The 16,732-nt window shown below is 61.8% G+C and carries 12 protein-coding genes; 9 read left to right on the forward strand and 3 right to left on the reverse strand.

Annotated features, from left to right (window positions below):
- The first annotated feature begins 58 nt into the window (after window positions 1-58).
- Together CRO18_RS04855 and CRO18_RS04860 are read left to right on the forward strand one after the other, a co-directional pair.
- Window positions 59-979 (forward strand): hydrogen peroxide-inducible genes activator, encoded by a 921-nt coding sequence (locus CRO18_RS04855; RefSeq protein ID WP_097081257.1) that lies wholly within the window; start codon window positions 59-61, stop codon window positions 977-979.
- A 97-nt stretch (window positions 980-1,076) separates the two neighbouring features.
- On the forward strand, window positions 1,077-2,339 hold the full coding sequence (locus tag CRO18_RS04860) for an NnrS family protein (RefSeq protein ID WP_076483394.1): 1,263 nt from the start codon (window positions 1,077-1,079) through the stop codon (window positions 2,337-2,339).
- On the opposite strand, the gene CRO18_RS04865 is transcribed toward CRO18_RS04860, so the two are convergent.
- Window positions 2,336-2,899, reverse strand: coding sequence for a UbiX family flavin prenyltransferase (locus tag CRO18_RS04865; RefSeq protein WP_097081258.1), 564 nt, complete (start codon window positions 2,897-2,899; stop codon window positions 2,336-2,338). The two genes, CRO18_RS04860 and CRO18_RS04865, sit on opposite strands and share 4 nt — an antisense overlap.
- Window positions 2,896-4,407 carry a UbiD family decarboxylase gene (locus CRO18_RS04870; protein ID WP_097081259.1) on the reverse strand — a complete coding sequence of 504 codons (1,512 nt, stop codon included), beginning with the start codon at window positions 4,405-4,407 and terminating at the stop codon, window positions 2,896-2,898. Before CRO18_RS04870 ends, CRO18_RS04865 begins: the two co-directional genes overlap by 4 nt.
- A 135-nt stretch (window positions 4,408-4,542) precedes the next feature.
- Between CRO18_RS04870 and CRO18_RS04875 the strand changes: the two genes are divergently transcribed.
- The 7 genes from CRO18_RS04875 to CRO18_RS04905 all read left to right on the forward strand — a co-directional run bounded on the left by CRO18_RS04875 (window position 4,543) and on the right by CRO18_RS04905 (window position 15,565).
- Window positions 4,543-5,088, forward strand: coding sequence for an SCP2 domain-containing protein (locus tag CRO18_RS04875; RefSeq protein WP_076483391.1), 546 nt, complete (start codon window positions 4,543-4,545; stop codon window positions 5,086-5,088).
- The gene (locus CRO18_RS04880; protein WP_076483390.1) at window positions 5,088-6,065 is read left to right on the forward strand and encodes a peptidase U32 family protein; all 978 of its coding nucleotides are present in this window, start codon (window positions 5,088-5,090) and stop codon (window positions 6,063-6,065) included. Before CRO18_RS04875 ends, CRO18_RS04880 begins: the two co-directional genes overlap by 1 nt.
- Window positions 6,066-6,067: 2 nt before the next feature.
- Window positions 6,068-6,970, forward strand: a complete 903-nt coding sequence (locus CRO18_RS04885; RefSeq protein ID WP_097081553.1) for a U32 family peptidase — start codon at window positions 6,068-6,070, stop codon at window positions 6,968-6,970.
- Between the two features lie 157 nt (window positions 6,971-7,127).
- A complete protein-coding gene (locus tag CRO18_RS04890) occupies window positions 7,128-8,768 on the forward strand; it encodes an NAD(P)-binding protein (RefSeq protein WP_097081260.1) in 1,641 nt (546 codons plus the stop codon).
- Complete coding sequence (nifJ, locus tag CRO18_RS04895) at window positions 8,761-12,393, forward strand: pyruvate:ferredoxin (flavodoxin) oxidoreductase (protein ID WP_097081261.1); 3,633 nt, start codon at window positions 8,761-8,763, stop codon at window positions 12,391-12,393. Before CRO18_RS04890 ends, nifJ begins: the two co-directional genes overlap by 8 nt.
- 12 nt (window positions 12,394-12,405) lie before the next feature.
- Window positions 12,406-13,401 carry a dihydroorotate dehydrogenase-like protein gene (locus CRO18_RS04900; RefSeq protein ID WP_097081262.1) on the forward strand — a complete coding sequence of 332 codons (996 nt, stop codon included), beginning with the start codon at window positions 12,406-12,408 and terminating at the stop codon, window positions 13,399-13,401.
- A gap of 97 nt (window positions 13,402-13,498) precedes the next feature.
- Window positions 13,499-15,565 (forward strand): PAS domain-containing methyl-accepting chemotaxis protein, encoded by a 2,067-nt coding sequence (locus tag CRO18_RS04905; protein ID WP_097081263.1) that lies wholly within the window; start codon window positions 13,499-13,501, stop codon window positions 15,563-15,565.
- Window positions 15,566-15,638: 73 nt separating this feature from the next.
- Here CRO18_RS04905 and CRO18_RS04910 read toward each other — a convergent pair whose 3' ends face one another.
- Window positions 15,639-16,682, reverse strand: coding sequence for a DUF475 domain-containing protein (locus CRO18_RS04910; RefSeq protein WP_097081264.1), 1,044 nt, complete (start codon window positions 16,680-16,682; stop codon window positions 15,639-15,641).
- Between the last annotated feature and the right edge of the window lie 50 nt (window positions 16,683-16,732).

Here is a 16,732-nt window from a genome sequence, read left to right on the forward strand (position 1 = left end):
GGGGCGATGGGCGATAATTTCCAATTGCAATAGCTGAAGGCTTCGATAAGAAAATCTGATGTTAAACCTGTCGATGAAGCAGTTGCGCTATTTCGATGCGCTCGCCCGTTTGGGCCATTTTGGCCGCGCGGCGGAAGATTGCGCGATCTCGCAACCTGCACTTTCGGTGCAAATCCGCGAGATGGAGGCCGCCGTGGGCGGCGCTTTGGTGGAACGCTCGGCCCGGCAAATCCGGCTCACGGCGTTGGGGGCCGCCTTTGCGCCCCGCGTGCGCGAGATTTTGCGCGCCGTGGATGAATTGGGGCATTTGGCGCGCAGCGCGCGGGGGCCGCTCACCGGGCCGATGCGGCTTGGCGTGATCCCGACGATTGCGCCATACCTTTTGCCGGGGCTGGTGCGCGAATGCGCAGTGACCTTTCCGGGGCTCGATCTTTTGCCGCGCGAGGCGGTGACGGGGAAGCTCGTCGAAGACCTGATCGAGGCACGGCTTGATGCGGCGATCATGGCTTTGCCCATTTCTGAACCCGCGCTTTTTGAAGAGCCGCTTTTTGAGGAAGATTTCGTGCTGGTGCGCCCGGCGGGGGATGCGGGGCTGCCGGTTCCCTCGGCGGAGGCTTTGCCGACGATGCGGCTGTTGCTGCTTGAAGAAGGGCATTGCTTTCGCGACCAAGCGCTTGCCTTTTGCAAACCCGGTCCCACGCAGGGCCGCTCGGTGATGGAAGGGTCTTCGCTGTCCACGCTCGTGCAAATGGTCGGTGTGGGCATTGGCGTTACGCTGTTGCCAGAGATCGCCCTGCCGGTCGAAACCCGCTCTGCGCAGGTCAATTTGGTGCGCCTGCCACCCCCCGTGCTGGGGCGCCGTGTGGGGCTTGTGTGGCGCCGCTCCTCCCCCTTGGGGGCGCAATTGCGCGCGTTTGGCGCGCTGATCGCACGGCTTGGCGCGGCGCAACGCGATGCCGCGCGCGCAATGATGGGTTAGGCCACGCCCACTTGGGTGCAGCTATCTGCCGCCGCGTCACAGGCTTGCCAAGGGGCGCGGTTGGGGGCACGAAAGAAGAAATACAAGGAGCCGCCCCATGTCCTTTGCGCAGACCTTCGCGCCGCCTCGCTTCCTTCGGGAAGGTCACCGCCCGCTTTACCTTGCCGCCGCCCTTTTTGCTGCCCTTGCAGCCGGGCTTTGGGGGCATTGGATCGGTCATGGTATTGGCAACGAGCTTTTGCCCACCCGCGCCATGCCGATTGATTGGCACGCGCATGAGCTGATTTTTGGCTATGGCGGCGCGGTGATGGCGGGGATTTTCTTGGCCAATGCGCCGCGCTTCACCGGCTGGCTTTTCTTTCCGCTTCTGACCGCGCTTTGGGTCGCGGGGCGGATCGCCGTTGCGGCCTCTGCCACGCTCTCGGCCCCGATGGTTGCGCTGATTGATCTCAGCTTTGACGTGGTGGTGATGGCGCGAGTCGCGATGCCGATCTTTGCAGGCAAGATCACCGTCGAGACCTTTCACGCCAAGCTCAAAACCTTTGGTTTTGTGATGATTTTCTTCCTGCACTTCATCTCCAACCTTGTCATGCACCTTGATTGGATGGGCATTTGGGATGGTATTGCGGCCACGGGCGCCATGGCGGGTTTGATGGCGTGTGCCACGATGAATGCGGCGTTTGGCGGCAAACTTACCAATGCGCTGACCCGCAATGCAATGGTCCATGCGGGGGAAACCGCCCTGCCCCATGCGATGAAAAGCCTTGATCGTTGGGGGCCGATTTTCACCGGGCTGTGCGTGCCCGCCGCGTTTTTGCCGGTGCGGGCCTTTGGTGCGGTGCTGGTGCTCGCTGGTGCGACGAACCTGTTCCGCGTGATGTTCTGGCGCTCGGGCTGGGCGTTCAAAAATGACGCGCTGCTGACGGGCTTCCATGTCGCCTTCATGTGCCTTGGCCTTGGCCAATATGCGATGGGGCTGTCCGCGGCGACCTCGATGCAAATCTTCCCTGCCGCGACCCATTTGCTGGCGATTGGCGCGGTGGCGGGCCTGTCGATGGCGGTGATGATCAAATCGAGCCTTGGCCGCGCGGCACGCCCCGCCGTGGCGACGAAACCGCTCAAAGCGGCGGGGATCGCTTTGATCTTGGCGCTCGCGCTGCGTGTCTCGGGCGAGCAAACCGTCACGCTGATGGCCTCGGCCCTCTTCTTTGCGGCGGGCTATGTGGCGCTGGCGGTGGGGCTTGCGCCTGCGCTCTTTGGCAAAAAACTCACCCCCGGCGAACCGGGGGCGCGGCCTTTGGGGCATGGTAAAGGCGACGGCATGACCACCACCGTTCAGATCAAGGGCCTGAACGATTAAGGCTGCCAGCTTTGCGCTTGTGGCGGGCCGAGACGGAGCAAATCCACGGCCCGCGCGCCGATCTGACGGGCGATCTCTTCCACCCCTTGCGGGCGCAGATAGAAGGCAGGCACGGGCGGCAAGATGATGCCGCCCATTTCTGTGACTGAGGTCATGTTGCGCAGATGCGCAAGCGTGAGCGGCGCTTCGCGCGCAAGCAAGATCAGCGGACGCCGCTCTTTAAGCTGCACCGAGGCAGCGCGGACCAGCAGGTTATCATCCATCCCGCAGGCAATCGCGGCGAGCGAGCGCATTGAGCACGGCGCAACGATCATCCCGGCGCTTGGCGCAGAGCCAGAGGCAATCGCCGCACCGACATTACCAATCGGATGAATGCGGGTCGCAAGCGCTTGCAGCCGCTCCAACGCGCCCTCATCCGCCTCGGTCGCGAAGGTGAGCTTCGCAGCCGATGACATCACCAGATCAATCTCGACCTTGAGCGCGCTCAGCGCTTCCGCCACGGCGAGCGACAACAGCGCGCCAGAGGCCCCCGAAACACCCAAGATCACCCGCGCGGTCATTTCACACCGCCGGGGAATTGGCGCTTCAAAACGGCTTCGGCAAAGGCCTCATCTTCGGGACGCATTTTCATCACCGTGCCCCATTCGCGCGTGGTCTCGGTGCCGATCTTGGTGGTCGCATCAATGCCCAGTTTGCCCGCCAACCCTTCCAGCGGAGAGGCGAAATCAAGGTAATCCATCGGCGTGCGGTCGAGCACCACCAGATCGCGGCCCGGGTCCATCCGCGTGGCCATCGCCCAAGCGATATCATCCCAATTGCGCGGGTCGATATCGTCATCCACGACGATCACCATTTTTGTATAGCTGAACTGCGCCAGCATCCCCCAAAGCGCCATCATCACGCGCCGCGCTTGGCCGGGGTAGCTTTTCTTAATCTGCACCACCGCGATCCGGTAGGAACAAGCGGCCGGCGGCAGCCAGAGGTCTTTCACCTCGGGGATTTGTTGGCGAATGACCGGCAGCGCCAAATCGTTGAACACCTCGCCAATGATCGCGGGCTCATCTGGCGGGCGCCCCGTATAGGTGGAGAGATAGATCGGGTCTTTGCGGTGCGTAAGCGCAGAAACCCGCATCACCGGGAAAGGCTCAACCGCATTATAATAGCCAGTGTGGTCGCCAAACGGCCCCTCGGGCGCGGTATCGCCCTCGTTGATCCAGCCCTCAATCACCATTTCGGCGTCGGCAGGCACCATCAACGGCACGGTTTTGCACGGCACAAGATGCGAGCGCTGGCCGCGCAACACGCCCGAGAAAGTGAGTTCCGAGACGTTTTCGGGCAAGGGCAAAGCGGCGGAGAGAAGCGTCGCCGGGTCCGCGCCCAAAACCATCGCCACCGGCATCGGCTTGCCCGCCGCTTGCCATGTGCGGTGATGCTGCGCGCCGCCGCGATGGGCGAGCCAGCGCATGATGATGCTTTCGGGCCCATGCAACTGTGCGCGATAGATGCCAAGGTTATACGACATCACCGCATCAACATCTGAGCCATAGGGCCGGGTCACGACCACGGGCCACGTAAAGAGCCGCCCGCCATCGCCCGGCCACAACTGCTGCACCGGAAGATCTTCGAGGTTGAGGCCCTTGCCGGGTTCTAGAACGACCTCCTGCACCGGGCCTTTTTTCGAAATATTGACGCGGGTCGAGAGCGCCGCTTTCAGCATCGGCCAGCGCGAAATCGCGTCACGCATCCCCTCAACGGGCGCGGGCGCCTTCAACGAAGCCAAAAATTCGCCAAGCGCGGGCACCTGATCAAGCGGCAAGCCAAGCCCCGCCGCGACCCGCGACGTGGTGCCAAAAAGATTCGTCACCACCGGGATATTTGAGCGTTTGCCCGAGGGCAGCACCGGCGCGTCAAACCGCAGCACCGGCCCGCCTTGCTCCAAAACCGCGCGATGCACGGCAGACATTTGCAATTCAACGCCCACCGGCTCTGCGATTGCGCGTAACTCATTGCGGCCCTTTGCCCAATCTAGGAAGGACCGCAGGTCGGAAAAAACGGGTAAGCTGCGCATATGTCCTCCTAAGTCATGGTGGCGATAGCATCTAGGGTTCATCAAAGGTTTGACATTGATCAAGTTGCCGCATTGTGACCCGCGTTAAAGCAGCCCATCTAGGAGTGGGGAGAAATCCCTGACGAAAGGAGCGCCATGTCCGACCATGATCAGATCCCCCGCCTGCCCAAGCTGATGGGCCGGGCGATGCGGCCCTTGCCGCTTGCGCCGCTGTCGGTGACGCTGACCCTTTTGGCGCGCCGCATTGCCAAACGCCATCCGGGCCTGTTTCAACGCCTTGGCCAATATCGCGAAGCGCGTTTCTTGCTGGACGCGACCGATCTGCCCTTCAAGCTCTTGCTTGATCTGCGCGGCGGCAAGGTCAAGCTGACAGCACATCGCAATGTGCCTCAGGCCGAGGCGCGCATTGCCGGGCCGATTGCAGGTTTCCTTGGTATGATGCACGGCGCCTATGATGGCGACGCGCTTTTCTTCTCCCGCGATTTGATCGTTGAGGGCGACACCTCTGCCGTGGTGGCGCTGCGCAATGCGATTGATGATGCGGAACTTGATCTTGCAGCGGAACTGACCGAATTGGCCGGACCGCTCAAACCCTTCGTGCAGCCCGCCGTCACCTTGGCGGAAAAACGCTCCGGCATGGTGCTGCACCGGGTCGATACGCTGGCTGGAGGCTGGACATGATGGAACTGGTTTGCCCCGCAGGCACCCCCGCGGCACTACGCGCCGCTGTGGAGGCGGGCGCACATGCGGTTTATTGCGGGTTTTCCGATGAGACGAACGCGCGCAACTTTCCGGGGCTGAACTTCTCGCCCGAAGAATTGGTGCCTGCCGTCGCGGGCGCGCACAAGCGCGGCGCGAAAGTGCTGGTGGCGCTCAACACCTTCCCGCGCGCGGGCGGCGAGAAACTTTGGCACCAACGCTTGGCCGATGCCGAAGCCGCGGGCGTGGATGCGGTGATCTTGGCCGATATCGGGCTTTTGGATTATGCAGCGACGCATCACCCGAACCTGCGCCGCCACCTGAGTGTGCAAGCCGCTGCCGCCAACCCCGATGCGATCAACTTCTATGCAGAAGCCTTTGATGTAAAACGGGTTGTGCTGCCGCGCGTGCTGACCGTGGCCGAGATTTCCGCGATCAACAAAGAAATCGACGTGGAAACCGAAGCCTTCGTCTTTGGCGGGCTTTGCGTGATGGCCGAGGGGCGCTGTGCGCTTTCCTCTTACGCCACCGGCCTGTCGCCCAATATGAACGGCGTCTGCTCGCCGGCTTCCCACGTGGTCTATGCCGAAGAAGGCCCGGATCTGGCGGCGAAGCTTGGTGGCTTCACCATCCACCGCACGCCCAAAGACCGCCCCGCGCCCTATCCGACTTTGTGCAAGGGCTGCTTCACATCCGGAGAACAAACCGGCCATGTGTTTGAAGACCCGGTTTCGCTCGACGCGCGCCATCTTATTCCGGCGCTCGCCAAAGCGGGCGTGACCGCGCTAAAAATCGAGGGGCGGCAACGCTCGCGCGCCTATGTGGCCGAAGTGGTCCGCGCCTTCCGCGCTGCCACCGATGCCCTTGCCGATGGGCGCGAATTGCCGCTGGCAGAGCTTGCCCGGCTGACAGAAGGCCAATCCGCCACCGCCGGGGCCTATGCGAAAACCTGGAGATGACGATGGACCTGACGGTAGGCTCGAACCTGTTCTTCTGGACAGCCGAAGCAACGCGCAAATTCTACGCTGACCTTGCGCAGGCCCCGGTCTCGCGGGTGGTTGTGGGCGAAGTGGTCTGCTCAAAACGCTTGCCGTTTTGGGAAGCCGAAATTCCCACGGCGCTCGCCACGCTGCAAGAGGCGGGCAAGGAAGTGGCAATCTCGACCTTGGGGCTTGTCACGCTCAAGCGCGAACGCAACCAGACCGATGATATTTTCGGGATGGGGGTTCCGGTTGAGATCAACGATATCACCGCGCTCAAACATTTGCCGGAAAACACCCCGTTCTGGGTGGGCCCGCTGGTGAACGTCTATAACGAGGGCACGGTGGCCTATCTGGCGCGCCGGGGCGCGACCCGCATCTGCTTGCCGCCCGAATTGCCGCTGGCCTCGATCGCGACTTTGGCGAAAGCAGGCAAAGAGGCGGGCGTGAAGATCGAGGTCTGGGGGCATGGGCGGTTGCCGCTCGCCATTTCGGCGCGCTGCTACCATGCACGGCTCCATGACCGGGCCAAGGACAATTGCCAATTCATCTGCGGTGAAGATTGGGATGGGCGCGAGGTGGATACGCTCGACGGGCAAGCCTTCTTGTCGGTGAATGGCGTGCAAACGCTTTCCGCCGCCACCGGCTGCGCGGCCTATCACACCGAAGCCTTGCGCGATGCGGGCGTTGATAGCCTGCGCCTGTCGCCGCAAACCGGCGATTTCATGGGGCTTTGCGCCGCCTATGCGGATCGGATCGCGGGCAATATCACCCCCGAAGCTTTGGTCGCGCAACTGCTGCCCGAAGCGCCGGGTGGCCGCTTTGCCGATGGCTTCTTTACCGGGCCCTCTGGCTCGGATTGGGCGCATCCGATCCCGGCCTGAGATTTTGGCCGGGGGCGGCAACGCTCTGCCCCCGGCCCCGCCTCAAGCGCAATAATGTGATGTAGGAATACGCCTTTAGGCTGATCTATGTCATGCAAGCCCCCTCCCCGCCTCGCTAATCTCGCCCCGTCGGTCACTGCGCCTGGGGAGGAACAGCATGAGCACGCGGCTTCGGGATTTCACACCATCGGTCAGCCCCTATGGCAACCGCGGCACGGGGCCGGTGCGCAGCCAGCATCCGCGCTACGTCACACTCACCCCGCCCTGTTCAGCCGCCTGCCCGGCAGGAGAAAATATCCGCGCCTGGCTAGAACTTGCGATGCAGGGCCGCTACCGCGCCGCATGGGAAAAGCTGACCGAAGAAAACCCGATGCCCGCCGTGCATGGCCGGGTGTGCTACCACCCCTGCGAAAGCGGCTGTAACCGGGGCGAGGTGGATGAGGCGGTCTCGATCCACGCGGTCGAGCGCTTCTTGGGCGATATGGCCACGCGCGAAGGCTGGGAATTTCACAAGCTCCGCTCGGACACCGACAAGCGCGTGTTGATTGTGGGGGCCGGGCCTGCAGGGCTTTCGGCCGCTTATCATTTGGCGCGGCTTGGCCATAAGGTCGAAATCCGCGAAGCCGGGCCGATTGCGGGCGGCATGATGCATTTCGGCATTCCCGCCTATCGGATGCCGCGCGCCGAACTGGCCGCCGATGTGGCGCGGATTGTGAATTTGGGGGTGCGGATCACGCTCAACCACAAGGTCACCGACCTGATGGCCGAAAAGGAACAGGGCGGGTTTGATGCCGTGTTTCTGGCGATTGGTGCGGGGCTGGGCAAACGCGTCGAAATCCCCGCGCGCGATGCGGCCAAGGTGCTCGATGCGGTGAATCTGCTGCATGAAACCTCGTCCGAGACCCCGCCACTCTTGGGCCGCCGCGTGGTGGTGTATGGTGGCGGCAATACCGCGATGGATGCGGCGCGCACCGCGAAACGCCTTGGCGCAACGGAAACGATCATCGTGTATCGCCGCGACCGCGAGCATATGCCCGCGCATAGTTTTGAAGCCGATGAGGCGATTGAAGAAGGCGTCAAAATCCGCTGGCTGACGACGATCAAGGAAATCTCGGGCTCCGATCTGCAAGTCGAGCGAATGGAGATTGATGCCGAGGGCCGCCCCCAACCCACGGGCGAGATTGAGACCCTTTCGGCGGATGCGGTGGTGCTGGCCTTGGGCCAGCAAACCGACAGTGGGTTTTTGAAAAACGTGCCGGGGCTGGAGTTCACCCCCGATGGTGCGGTGGTGGTTTCGGGCGAGATGATGACCGGGGCCACGGGCGTCTTTGCGGGCGGCGATATGGTGCCCGCGCAGCAATCTGTCACCATCTCCACCGGCCACGGCAAACGCGCCGCGCGCCATATAGATGCGTGGCTGCGCGGCGAGACGTACAGCGAGCCCCCACCCCAGCCGTTGGCAGATTTCGCGACGCTGCATTTGCCCGTTTATTCCGATGCCGAGCAAAGCGCGCAGGCGCATTTGTCGGAAACCGTGCGCATGGGCGGGTTTCAGGAAATCATCAAAGGGCTGACCACCAAGGAAGCCCGTTATGAGGCGGCGCGGTGCTATTCCTGCGGGCAATGTTATGAATGCGACAATTGCTTTGCCGCCTGCCCGGAAGAGGCAATTGTGAAGCACGGGCCGGGCCGCGGGTACCGCATTGATCTGACCAAATGCACAGGCTGTTCAAGCTGTTACGACCAATGCCCCTGCGGCGCGCTTGATATGATTGCGGAGGAGGCCCCCCATGCGTGACAGTGTTGTGCAACAAGAGGCCCCCGCAAAAGACGCAACCACCGTGCAAGCGGTGATGGATGGCAACACAGCGGTGGCGCATATCGCTTACCGCGTGAATGAGGTTTGCGGGATTTACCCGATCACCCCCTCTTCGACGATGGCGGAACTGGCCGATGAATGGGCTGCGCGCGATCTGCGTAACATCTGGGGCAATGTCCCCGTGGTGCAAGAAATGCAGTCTGAAGCCGGGGCCGCAGGCGCGGTGCATGGTGCTTTGCAAGCGGGCGCGATGACGACGACCTTCACCGCCTCTCAAGGCCTCATGCTGATGATCCCCAATATGTTCAAGATCGCCGGGGAGTTAACACCCACGGTCTTTCATGTGGCGGCGCGGGCGCTTGCAACCCATGCGCTCTCGATCTTTGGTGATCATTCCGATGTGATGGCGGTGCGCTCGACGGGCTTTGCGATGCTCGCCTCCGCCTCGGTGCAAGAGGCGCATGATATGGCGCTGATTGCGCAAGCCGCGACGCTGCGCGCCCGCGTGCCGTTTGTGCATTTTTTCGATGGGTTCCGCACCAGCCATGAGGTCAATACGCTGAGCCTCATCCCCGATGCGCAAATCCGCGCGATGATTGACGATGATCTGGTGCGCGCGCATCGCGCCCGCGCGCTTTCGCCCGACAATCCCGTGGTGCGCGGCACGGCGCAAAACCCCGATGTGTTCTTTCAAGGGCGCGAAGCGGCAAACCCGTTCCACGCGGCGGTGCCGGGCATTGTGGCCGAGGAAATGGCAAAACTCGCCGCGCTCACCGGGCGCGCATACAAGCTGTGCGATTACATTGGCGATCCAGAGGCCGAGCGGGTGATTGTGGTCATGGGCTCGGGCGCGGAGGTGGTGGAAGAAGCGCTCGCCGCGCTGAACGCACAAGGGGCGAAACTCGGCGCGGTGGTGGTGCGGCTCTACCGCCCCTTCCCGGCCGAGGCGTTCTTGGCGGCGCTGCCTGCTACGTGCACCAAATTGGCCGTGCTGGACCGCTGCAAAGAACCCGGCGCCCCGGGCGAGCCGCTCTTTTTGGATGTGGTGGCCACATTGGCCGAAGCCGTCGCCACCGAAAAACGCGCCACCCTGCCGCGCATCACCGGCGGGCGCTATGGGCTTTCATCCAAAGACTTTGACCCCGCGCAGGTGAAAGCGATTTATGATGAACTGACGGGGGATGCGCCCAAACAGGGCTTTACCGTTGGCATCACCGATGATGTGGGGCTGACCTCGCTGCCCGCGGACCCCAGCTTTGTCACCGAGCCGCAAGACGTTGTCCGCGCGGTCTTTTATGGCCTTGGGGCCGATGGCACGGTGGGGGCCAATAAAAACTCGGTCAAGATTTTGGCGGAAGAAGCCGGGCGCTTTGCGCAAGGCTATTTTGTCTATGACAGCCATAAATCCGGCGCGCAGACGGTGTCTCACCTCCGTTTCGGCCCGCGCCCGATCAAAGCGCCCTATCTGATCCATTCGGCCAATTTCGTGGCCTGCCATCAGTTCCACTTCATGCAAAAGATTGATGTGTTGCGCGTGGCGGCCCCGGGGGCAACCTTCCTTTTGAACGCCCCCTTTGGGCCAGAGAAGGTCTGGGACCGCCTGCCCCGCTCGGCCCAAGCGGCCATCATCGAAAAGGGGCTGAAATTCTATGTGATTGATGCCAACAAAGCCGCGCGCGAAGTGGGGCTGGGGCGGCGCACCAATACGATCTTGCAGACCTGTTTCTTTGCGCTTTCGGGCGTGTTGCCGCGCGAGGCGGCGATTGAACAGATCAAAGCCTCGATCAAGAAAACCTATGGCCGCAAGGGCAAACGGGTGATCGAGCAAAACTGGGCGGCGGTGGATGGCGCGCTGGAACGGCTGCATGAGGTCCCCGTGCCGAAAGCACCCAGTTCAGAGACCGAGCGCCCGCCCGCCGTGCCCGCCACCGCGCCCGAATTTGTGCGCCGCGTCACCGCGCTGATGATGGAAGATCGCGGCGACGATATCCCCGTGAGCTTGCTGCCCGCCGATGGCACCTTCCCCACCGGCACGGCGGCGTGGGAAAAACGCAACGTGGCCGATGAAGTGCCGCTTTGGCGCGAGGATTTGTGCATCCAATGCGGGCAATGTTCGTTCGTCTGCCCGCACAGCGTCATTCGCGCGAAATACTTTGACGAAGACCTGCTGGAAGGCGCGCCCGAAGGGTTCAAATCCGCGCCGGTCAATGCGCGCGGCTACCCCGGCGCGCGGTTTTCGTTGCAATTCCATGTCGAAGATTGCACCGGTTGCGGGCTGTGTATCGAGGCTTGCCCGTCGCTTTCGCCCCATGAGCCCGGCGTGAAGGCGATCAACCTTTCAGAGAAGCAACCGCTTGTCGAAACCGCGCGTAGGGCGATGACCTTCTTTGAACATCTGCCGGTGAATGACCGCGCGCGGATCGACTTTGCCAATGTGCGTGGCGTGCAATTCCTTGAGCCTTTGTTCGAGTTCTCGGGTGCTTGCGCGGGCTGTGGGGAAACACCCTATGTGAAGCTTCTGTCCCAGCTCTTTGGTGACCGGCTGATGGTGGCCAATGCCACGGGCTGTTCCTCGATTTATTCAGGCAACCTTCCGGTGACGCCTTGGACGAAAAACGCCGAAGGGCGCGGCCCGGCTTGGGCGAATTCGCTCTTTGAAGACAATGCCGAATTTGGCCTTGGCTTCCGGCTTGCCGCCGACAAGCACTTAGATCTTGCCCGCACACTCACCCAAGAGATGGCGCCGATGGTGGGCGAGGATTTGGTGGCAGATATCCTCAGCGCGCCGCAAATCCGCGAAAGCGAGATCCGCGCGCAACGCGAGCGCGTCGCCACGCTGAAAACCCGGCTGCTCGCCCATCGCGAGGCCCCGCAAGCGCGGCATCTTCTGAGCGTGGTGGATCACCTCGTCCGCCGCTCGATTTGGATCGTTGGCGGTGATGGCTGGGCCTATGACATTGGCTATGGCGGGCTTGACCATGTGCTGGCCTCGGGGCGCAATGTGAATGTGCTGGTGATGGATACGGAGGTCTATTCCAACACCGGCGGGCAAGCTTCAAAAGCCACGCCCTTGGGGGCGATTGCAAAATTCGCCGCCGCAGGAAAGCGCACCGCGCGCAAAGACCTCGCCCTGCAAGCGGTGGCTTACGGCAATGTTTACGTCGCGCAGGTGGCAATGGGGGCAAACCCGCAGCAAACGCTGCAAGCCTTCCGCGAGGCAGAGGCCTATGACGGGCCAAGCCTTATCTTGGCCTATAGCCATTGCATCGCGCATGGGTTTGACATCCGCAAAGGGCTGAACCAGCAAGACCGGGCCGTCGCCTCTGGCTATTGGCCGCTCCTACGCTATGATCCGCAATTGCGGGGCACCGGCGCGGCGCCGTTCCGGCTTGATAGCCCGCGCCCGGTGCTGCCCTTTAAGGACTACGCCTATAATGAGTTGCGTTATTCCGCCCTTGCCGCCACCCGGCCCGAAGATGCCGCCGCCCTGTTGGACGAGGCGCAGCAGGCGATCTTGGAGAAATACCGCAGCTATGAAGATTTTGCCGCGATGGATGGCGGCCCCGGCCCGGCGCAGGCGCTTGGGGCGGCTGGCAAACTGTAACGGAGACCCGAGATGGAGATGAAAACCCGCTATCTGGGCCTTGATCTGCCAAGCCCGCTTGTGGCCTCGGCAAGCCCGCTCAATGCCAAACTTGAGGTGCTCAAGATCTTGGCCGATCACGGCGCGGGGGCGGTGGTGCTGCCCTCGGTCTTTGAGGAGCAAATCTGGCACGAGCAGCGCATTCTCGATCAGCTGGTCGAGCATGGGTCAGAAAGTTCGGGCGAAGCGCTGAGCTATTTCCCGACCCAATCCGCCTTTGCCTTTGACAGTTCGAACCACCTGACGCTGGTGGAAAAGGCGGCCACCGCGCTGCCTATTCCGGTGATTGCCTCGCTCAATGGCACCACCGATACCGGCTGGACCGATATGGCCTATGAATTTGCCGAAGCCGGTGCGGGCGCGATTGAACTCAACGTGCATTTCCTGCCCACCGACCCGGATATGTCGGGCGCGGAGGTGGAACAGCGCACGCTCGATGTGGTGAGCGCGGTTTGCGAGACGGTGCAAATCCCGGTTTCGGTGAAAATCGGGCCTTATTTCTCTTCGCCCGCGCATATGTCGAAGCGGATCGTGGTCGCGGGGGCGAAGGGGGTGGTGCTTTTCAACCGCTTCTATCAACCCGAGATCGACCCGGTGCGCCTGACCGTAGAGCCGCAGCTGGAACTGTCGCGCCGCTACGAGATGCGGCTGCCGATGCGCTGGATCGGCGTTTTGGCGGGGCGGTTCGGCGGTTCGATTGCCGCCACGACGGGCGTGGAAAGCGCCGAGGATGTGGTGCGCTATCTGCTGGCGGGGGCCGATGTGGTGATGACCACCTCCGCGCTTTTGCGCCATGGGCCCGAACATATCGGCGTGCTGCTCAAGGGGGTGGAAGATTGGCTTGATGCGCGCGGGCTTGAAACTCCCGCCGATCTGCGCGGCAAACTCGCCTATGGGGCGATGGACGACCCCGAGGGATATGAGCGCGCCAATTACATCAAAGTCATGCAAAGCTGGGGCAAAGCCTAAGGAATTGGCCTATTTGCAAAAGGCGGATGCACATTAACGCCCCATAAATCGGCGGCGCATATGCTGGCGCGGAATTCCAGCCCAGTCCGGAGCCGCTATGTTCCTTCGCCGTCCGCCCAAGCCCCAAGAACAACGTCAAAATGCGCTGAACCTTGCGGTCGAATCTGCCCTTGCTGTGATTTCTTTTGACCTCACCGGCAAAATCCTCAGTGCCAACCGGTGCTATTGCGACATTATTGGCTATTCCGAACAAGAGCTTGTGGGCCAATCACTCGCAATCATCATGCTGCCGAGCTACGCCAAAAGCGTGGGCACGGGACAGTTTTGGGATGATCTACGCGCGGGCGAAGTGGTGCATATGGCGGTGACGCGGGTGCGCAAATCGGGCGAAATGGTTTGGCTCGAATCCACCTACGTTCCGGTGCGCGATGCGGCGGGCAATGTGGTCGAGGTGTTCAACTTCGCCTCTGATATCAGCGACAAAACCCGCGAGCGGAAACATCGGGAATCGATGATGGCGGCGCTGGATCGCTCGCAAGCGGTGATCGAATTCGACCTGCACGGTAATATCGTCGAGATGAACGACACATTCCTTGCAGCGATGGGCTATTCGCGCGAGGAGCTGATCGGCAAACATCACCGCATGTTCATGCCGCCGGGAGCGGCGGAAAAAGCCGATTACAAACAGTTTTGGGATACGTTGCGCACCGGCGAATTTGTCTCGGGCGCGTTCCACCGGGTCGCCAAAGGCGGGCGCGAGGTATTCTTGCGCGCCAGCTATAACCCGATCAAAGGGCTGGATGGCAAAGTGTCCGGCGTGGTGAAATTTGCCCAAGACGTGACCGAGGATTTCCGCCTCGCGCTCGACCGCGCGGGCCAGATCAATGCGCTGCAACGTTCGCAAGCCGTGATCGAATTCGACATGCAAGGCAATATCCTGACCGCGAACGAGAATTTCTTGTCGGCCTTGGGTTATACGCTGGACGAATTGCACGGCCAAAAACACGCGCTCTTTGTGGCGCGCGAGGAACGCGAAAGCCCCGCTTACAGCCGTTTTTGGGATGAGTTGCGCGCAGGCAAGGCGCAGGTTTCTGAATTCCGCCGAATTTCGAAAACCGGCCAAGATGTCTGGATTCAAGCGAGCTATAACCCGATTTTGGATGCCGAGGGGCGCCCCTATAAAGTGGTGAAATTCGCCACCAATATCACCGCCCAGAAAAACGCGATCTTCGCCTTTGAAAAAGGCGTCGCGGCGCTGAGTGCGGGCGAATTGAATCATCGGTTGCACAGCGCGATGCCGCCCGAATTTGAGGCTTTGCGCAACAATTTCAACGAGGCGATGGGCCAGCTTTCGGACCTTGTCGGCGCAATCTTGGACAGCGCTGAATCGATCCGGGTTGAAACCTCGCATCTGTCGGGGGCCTCTGCGGAACTTGGGCGGCGCACCGAAACGCAAGCCGCCTCGCTGGAAGAAACCGCCGCCGCGCTGAACGAGCTTTCGGCCTCGGTGGAAAGCTCGGCCACCGGCGCGCGCAATGCAGCGGGCGCTGTGGGCAAGGCGCGCAGCCGTTCGACCGAAGGGCGGCGTGTGGTCGACCAAACAATCTCGGCGATGGGCGATATTGCGCAAAGCTCCGATCAGATTTCGCGCATCACCAGCGTGATTGACGACATCGCCTTCCAAACCAACCTGCTGGCGCTGAATGCCGGTGTTGAGGCCGCGCGGGCGGGCGAGACGGGGCGTGGCTTTGCGGTTGTGGCCTCGGAAGTGCGGGCGCTCGCGCAGCGCTCCTCGGAAGCGGCGCGCGAGATTGCCGAACTGATTGAAACCTCTGGGCGGCAGGTGCGCCAAGGGGTGGAACTGGTCAATGAATCCGGCCAAGCGCTGAGCGAGATTGACGTGCTTGTGGGCGAGGTCGATGGGCTGGTTCAGGCGATTGCCAGCTCTGCCGTGGAACAATCCACCGGCTTGGCCGAGATCAACTCCGCCGTGAACCAGCTTGATCAAGTCACCCAGCAAAACGCAGCAATGTTTGAAGAAAGCTCCGCCGCCGTCGCAGTGCTCAGCAATCAGGCGGGTCAGTTGGCGGCACAGGCGAGCGTGTTCCGGATCGGCAATAGTGGCAGCGCCACCAGCGAATTGGCGCTGCGCGCCGCCTCGTAAGACATACCACCACGGAAAGAAGAAGCGTCGCGCAGTGCCCTGCGCGGCGTTTCACTTTGGACCGCAGCTTTGCTTATTCGCAGGGTTCCGGGTTGGCGCGTTTCCAACGCACCGATGACATGAAGCTCAGCCCGATGAAAAGCACGCCCAGCAGACCCGTGGCCCATTCCGGCACCGGGAACAGTGTTTGCAGGAACATCGCAGCAGAGAGCACCAAGATCGACCAAAACGCCCCATGTTCTAAAAACCGGAACTCAGACAGCGCGTGGCGTTCAACCAGCATCACCGTCATTGAGCGGACGTAAAACGCGCCAATGCCAAGGCCAATGGCAATCAAGAAGAGGTTTTGCGTCAGCGCAAAGGCCCCGATCACGCCATCGAAGCTGAAGGAGGCATCAAGCACCTCAAGGTAGAGGAATGCGCCAATGCCGCCGCGCGCCACATCAGAGGCCAACGCCCCACGGTCGAGCACCTGCCCCAAGCCCTCCACCGCCAAGAAGGTCAACAGCCCGGTGCAAGCGGCCACCAAGAAGGTGCCCTGTTCATGCACGGGTTGAATGGCGGTCACGCCCAAAACCAGTGCCAGAACAAAGCCCAACTCTAGCCCCCGGACCGAGGCGCAAGCGCTTAGCCGCCGCTCAAGCGCAGCAAACCAATGCACCTCTTTGCCCTCGTCGACGAAATAGGTCAGCGCCACCATCATCAGGAAGGCGCCGCCAAATCCTGCAATGGAAACATGGGCTTCGTCGATGATCTTCGCGTATTCTTGGGGCTCTGTCGCGGCGAGCCGTATCGCCTCTAGCGGGCCAACATGGGCCGCCACCACAACGATAATGAGCGGAAAGATAATCCGCATCCCAAAGACCGCGATGATGATCCCCCATGTCAAAAACCGCCGCTGCCAAAGCGGTGACATGCGGCTAAGCTTGTTGGCATTGACGATCGCATTGTCGAAGGAAAGCGAGATTTCCAAGACCGCCAGCACACAGGCGACAAAGAAGAACGACATCGCCCCCGAGAACGTGTGTTCGTAGACAAACCCAAGCCAGAGAGAGAGCAAGAGACCAATCGCCGTGAAGCCGAAGGCCCAGCCGAAGTAGTGGAAGGCGCTGCGCATTCTGTCCCCGCTGTGGCGGCCGAGACCCGGCCGCAAATGCTTTTGCTGGA

It is taken from the genome of Rhodobacter sp. JA431 (assembly GCF_900217725.1).
Classification (GTDB): Bacteria; Pseudomonadota; Alphaproteobacteria; order Rhodobacterales; family Rhodobacteraceae; genus Rhodobacter; species Rhodobacter aestuarii.

Excerpts from the sequence above, each read along its gene's own strand:
- CRO18_RS04855 (WP_097081257.1), top strand. The coding sequence starts at position 59 with ATGTTAAACCTGTCGATGAAGCAGTTGCGCTATTTCGATGCGCTCGCC.
- CRO18_RS04860 (WP_076483394.1), top strand. The coding sequence starts at position 1,077 with ATGTCCTTTGCGCAGACCTTCGCGCCGCCTCGCTTCCTTCGGGAAGGT.
- CRO18_RS04865 (WP_097081258.1), bottom strand. The coding sequence starts at position 2,899 with ATGACCGCGCGGGTGATCTTGGGTGTTTCGGGGGCCTCTGGCGCGCTG.
- CRO18_RS04870 (WP_097081259.1), bottom strand. The coding sequence starts at position 4,407 with ATGCGCAGCTTACCCGTTTTTTCCGACCTGCGGTCCTTCCTAGATTGG.
- CRO18_RS04875 (WP_076483391.1), top strand. The coding sequence starts at position 4,543 with ATGTCCGACCATGATCAGATCCCCCGCCTGCCCAAGCTGATGGGCCGG.
- CRO18_RS04880 (WP_076483390.1), top strand. The coding sequence starts at position 5,088 with ATGGAACTGGTTTGCCCCGCAGGCACCCCCGCGGCACTACGCGCCGCT.
- CRO18_RS04885 (WP_097081553.1), top strand. The coding sequence starts at position 6,068 with ATGGACCTGACGGTAGGCTCGAACCTGTTCTTCTGGACAGCCGAAGCA.
- CRO18_RS04890 (WP_097081260.1), top strand. The coding sequence starts at position 7,128 with ATGAGCACGCGGCTTCGGGATTTCACACCATCGGTCAGCCCCTATGGC.
- nifJ (WP_097081261.1), top strand. The coding sequence starts at position 8,761 with ATGCGTGACAGTGTTGTGCAACAAGAGGCCCCCGCAAAAGACGCAACC.
- CRO18_RS04900 (WP_097081262.1), top strand. The coding sequence starts at position 12,406 with ATGGAGATGAAAACCCGCTATCTGGGCCTTGATCTGCCAAGCCCGCTT.
- CRO18_RS04905 (WP_097081263.1), top strand. The coding sequence starts at position 13,499 with ATGTTCCTTCGCCGTCCGCCCAAGCCCCAAGAACAACGTCAAAATGCG.
- CRO18_RS04910 (WP_097081264.1), bottom strand. The coding sequence starts at position 16,682 with ATGCGCAGCGCCTTCCACTACTTCGGCTGGGCCTTCGGCTTCACGGCG.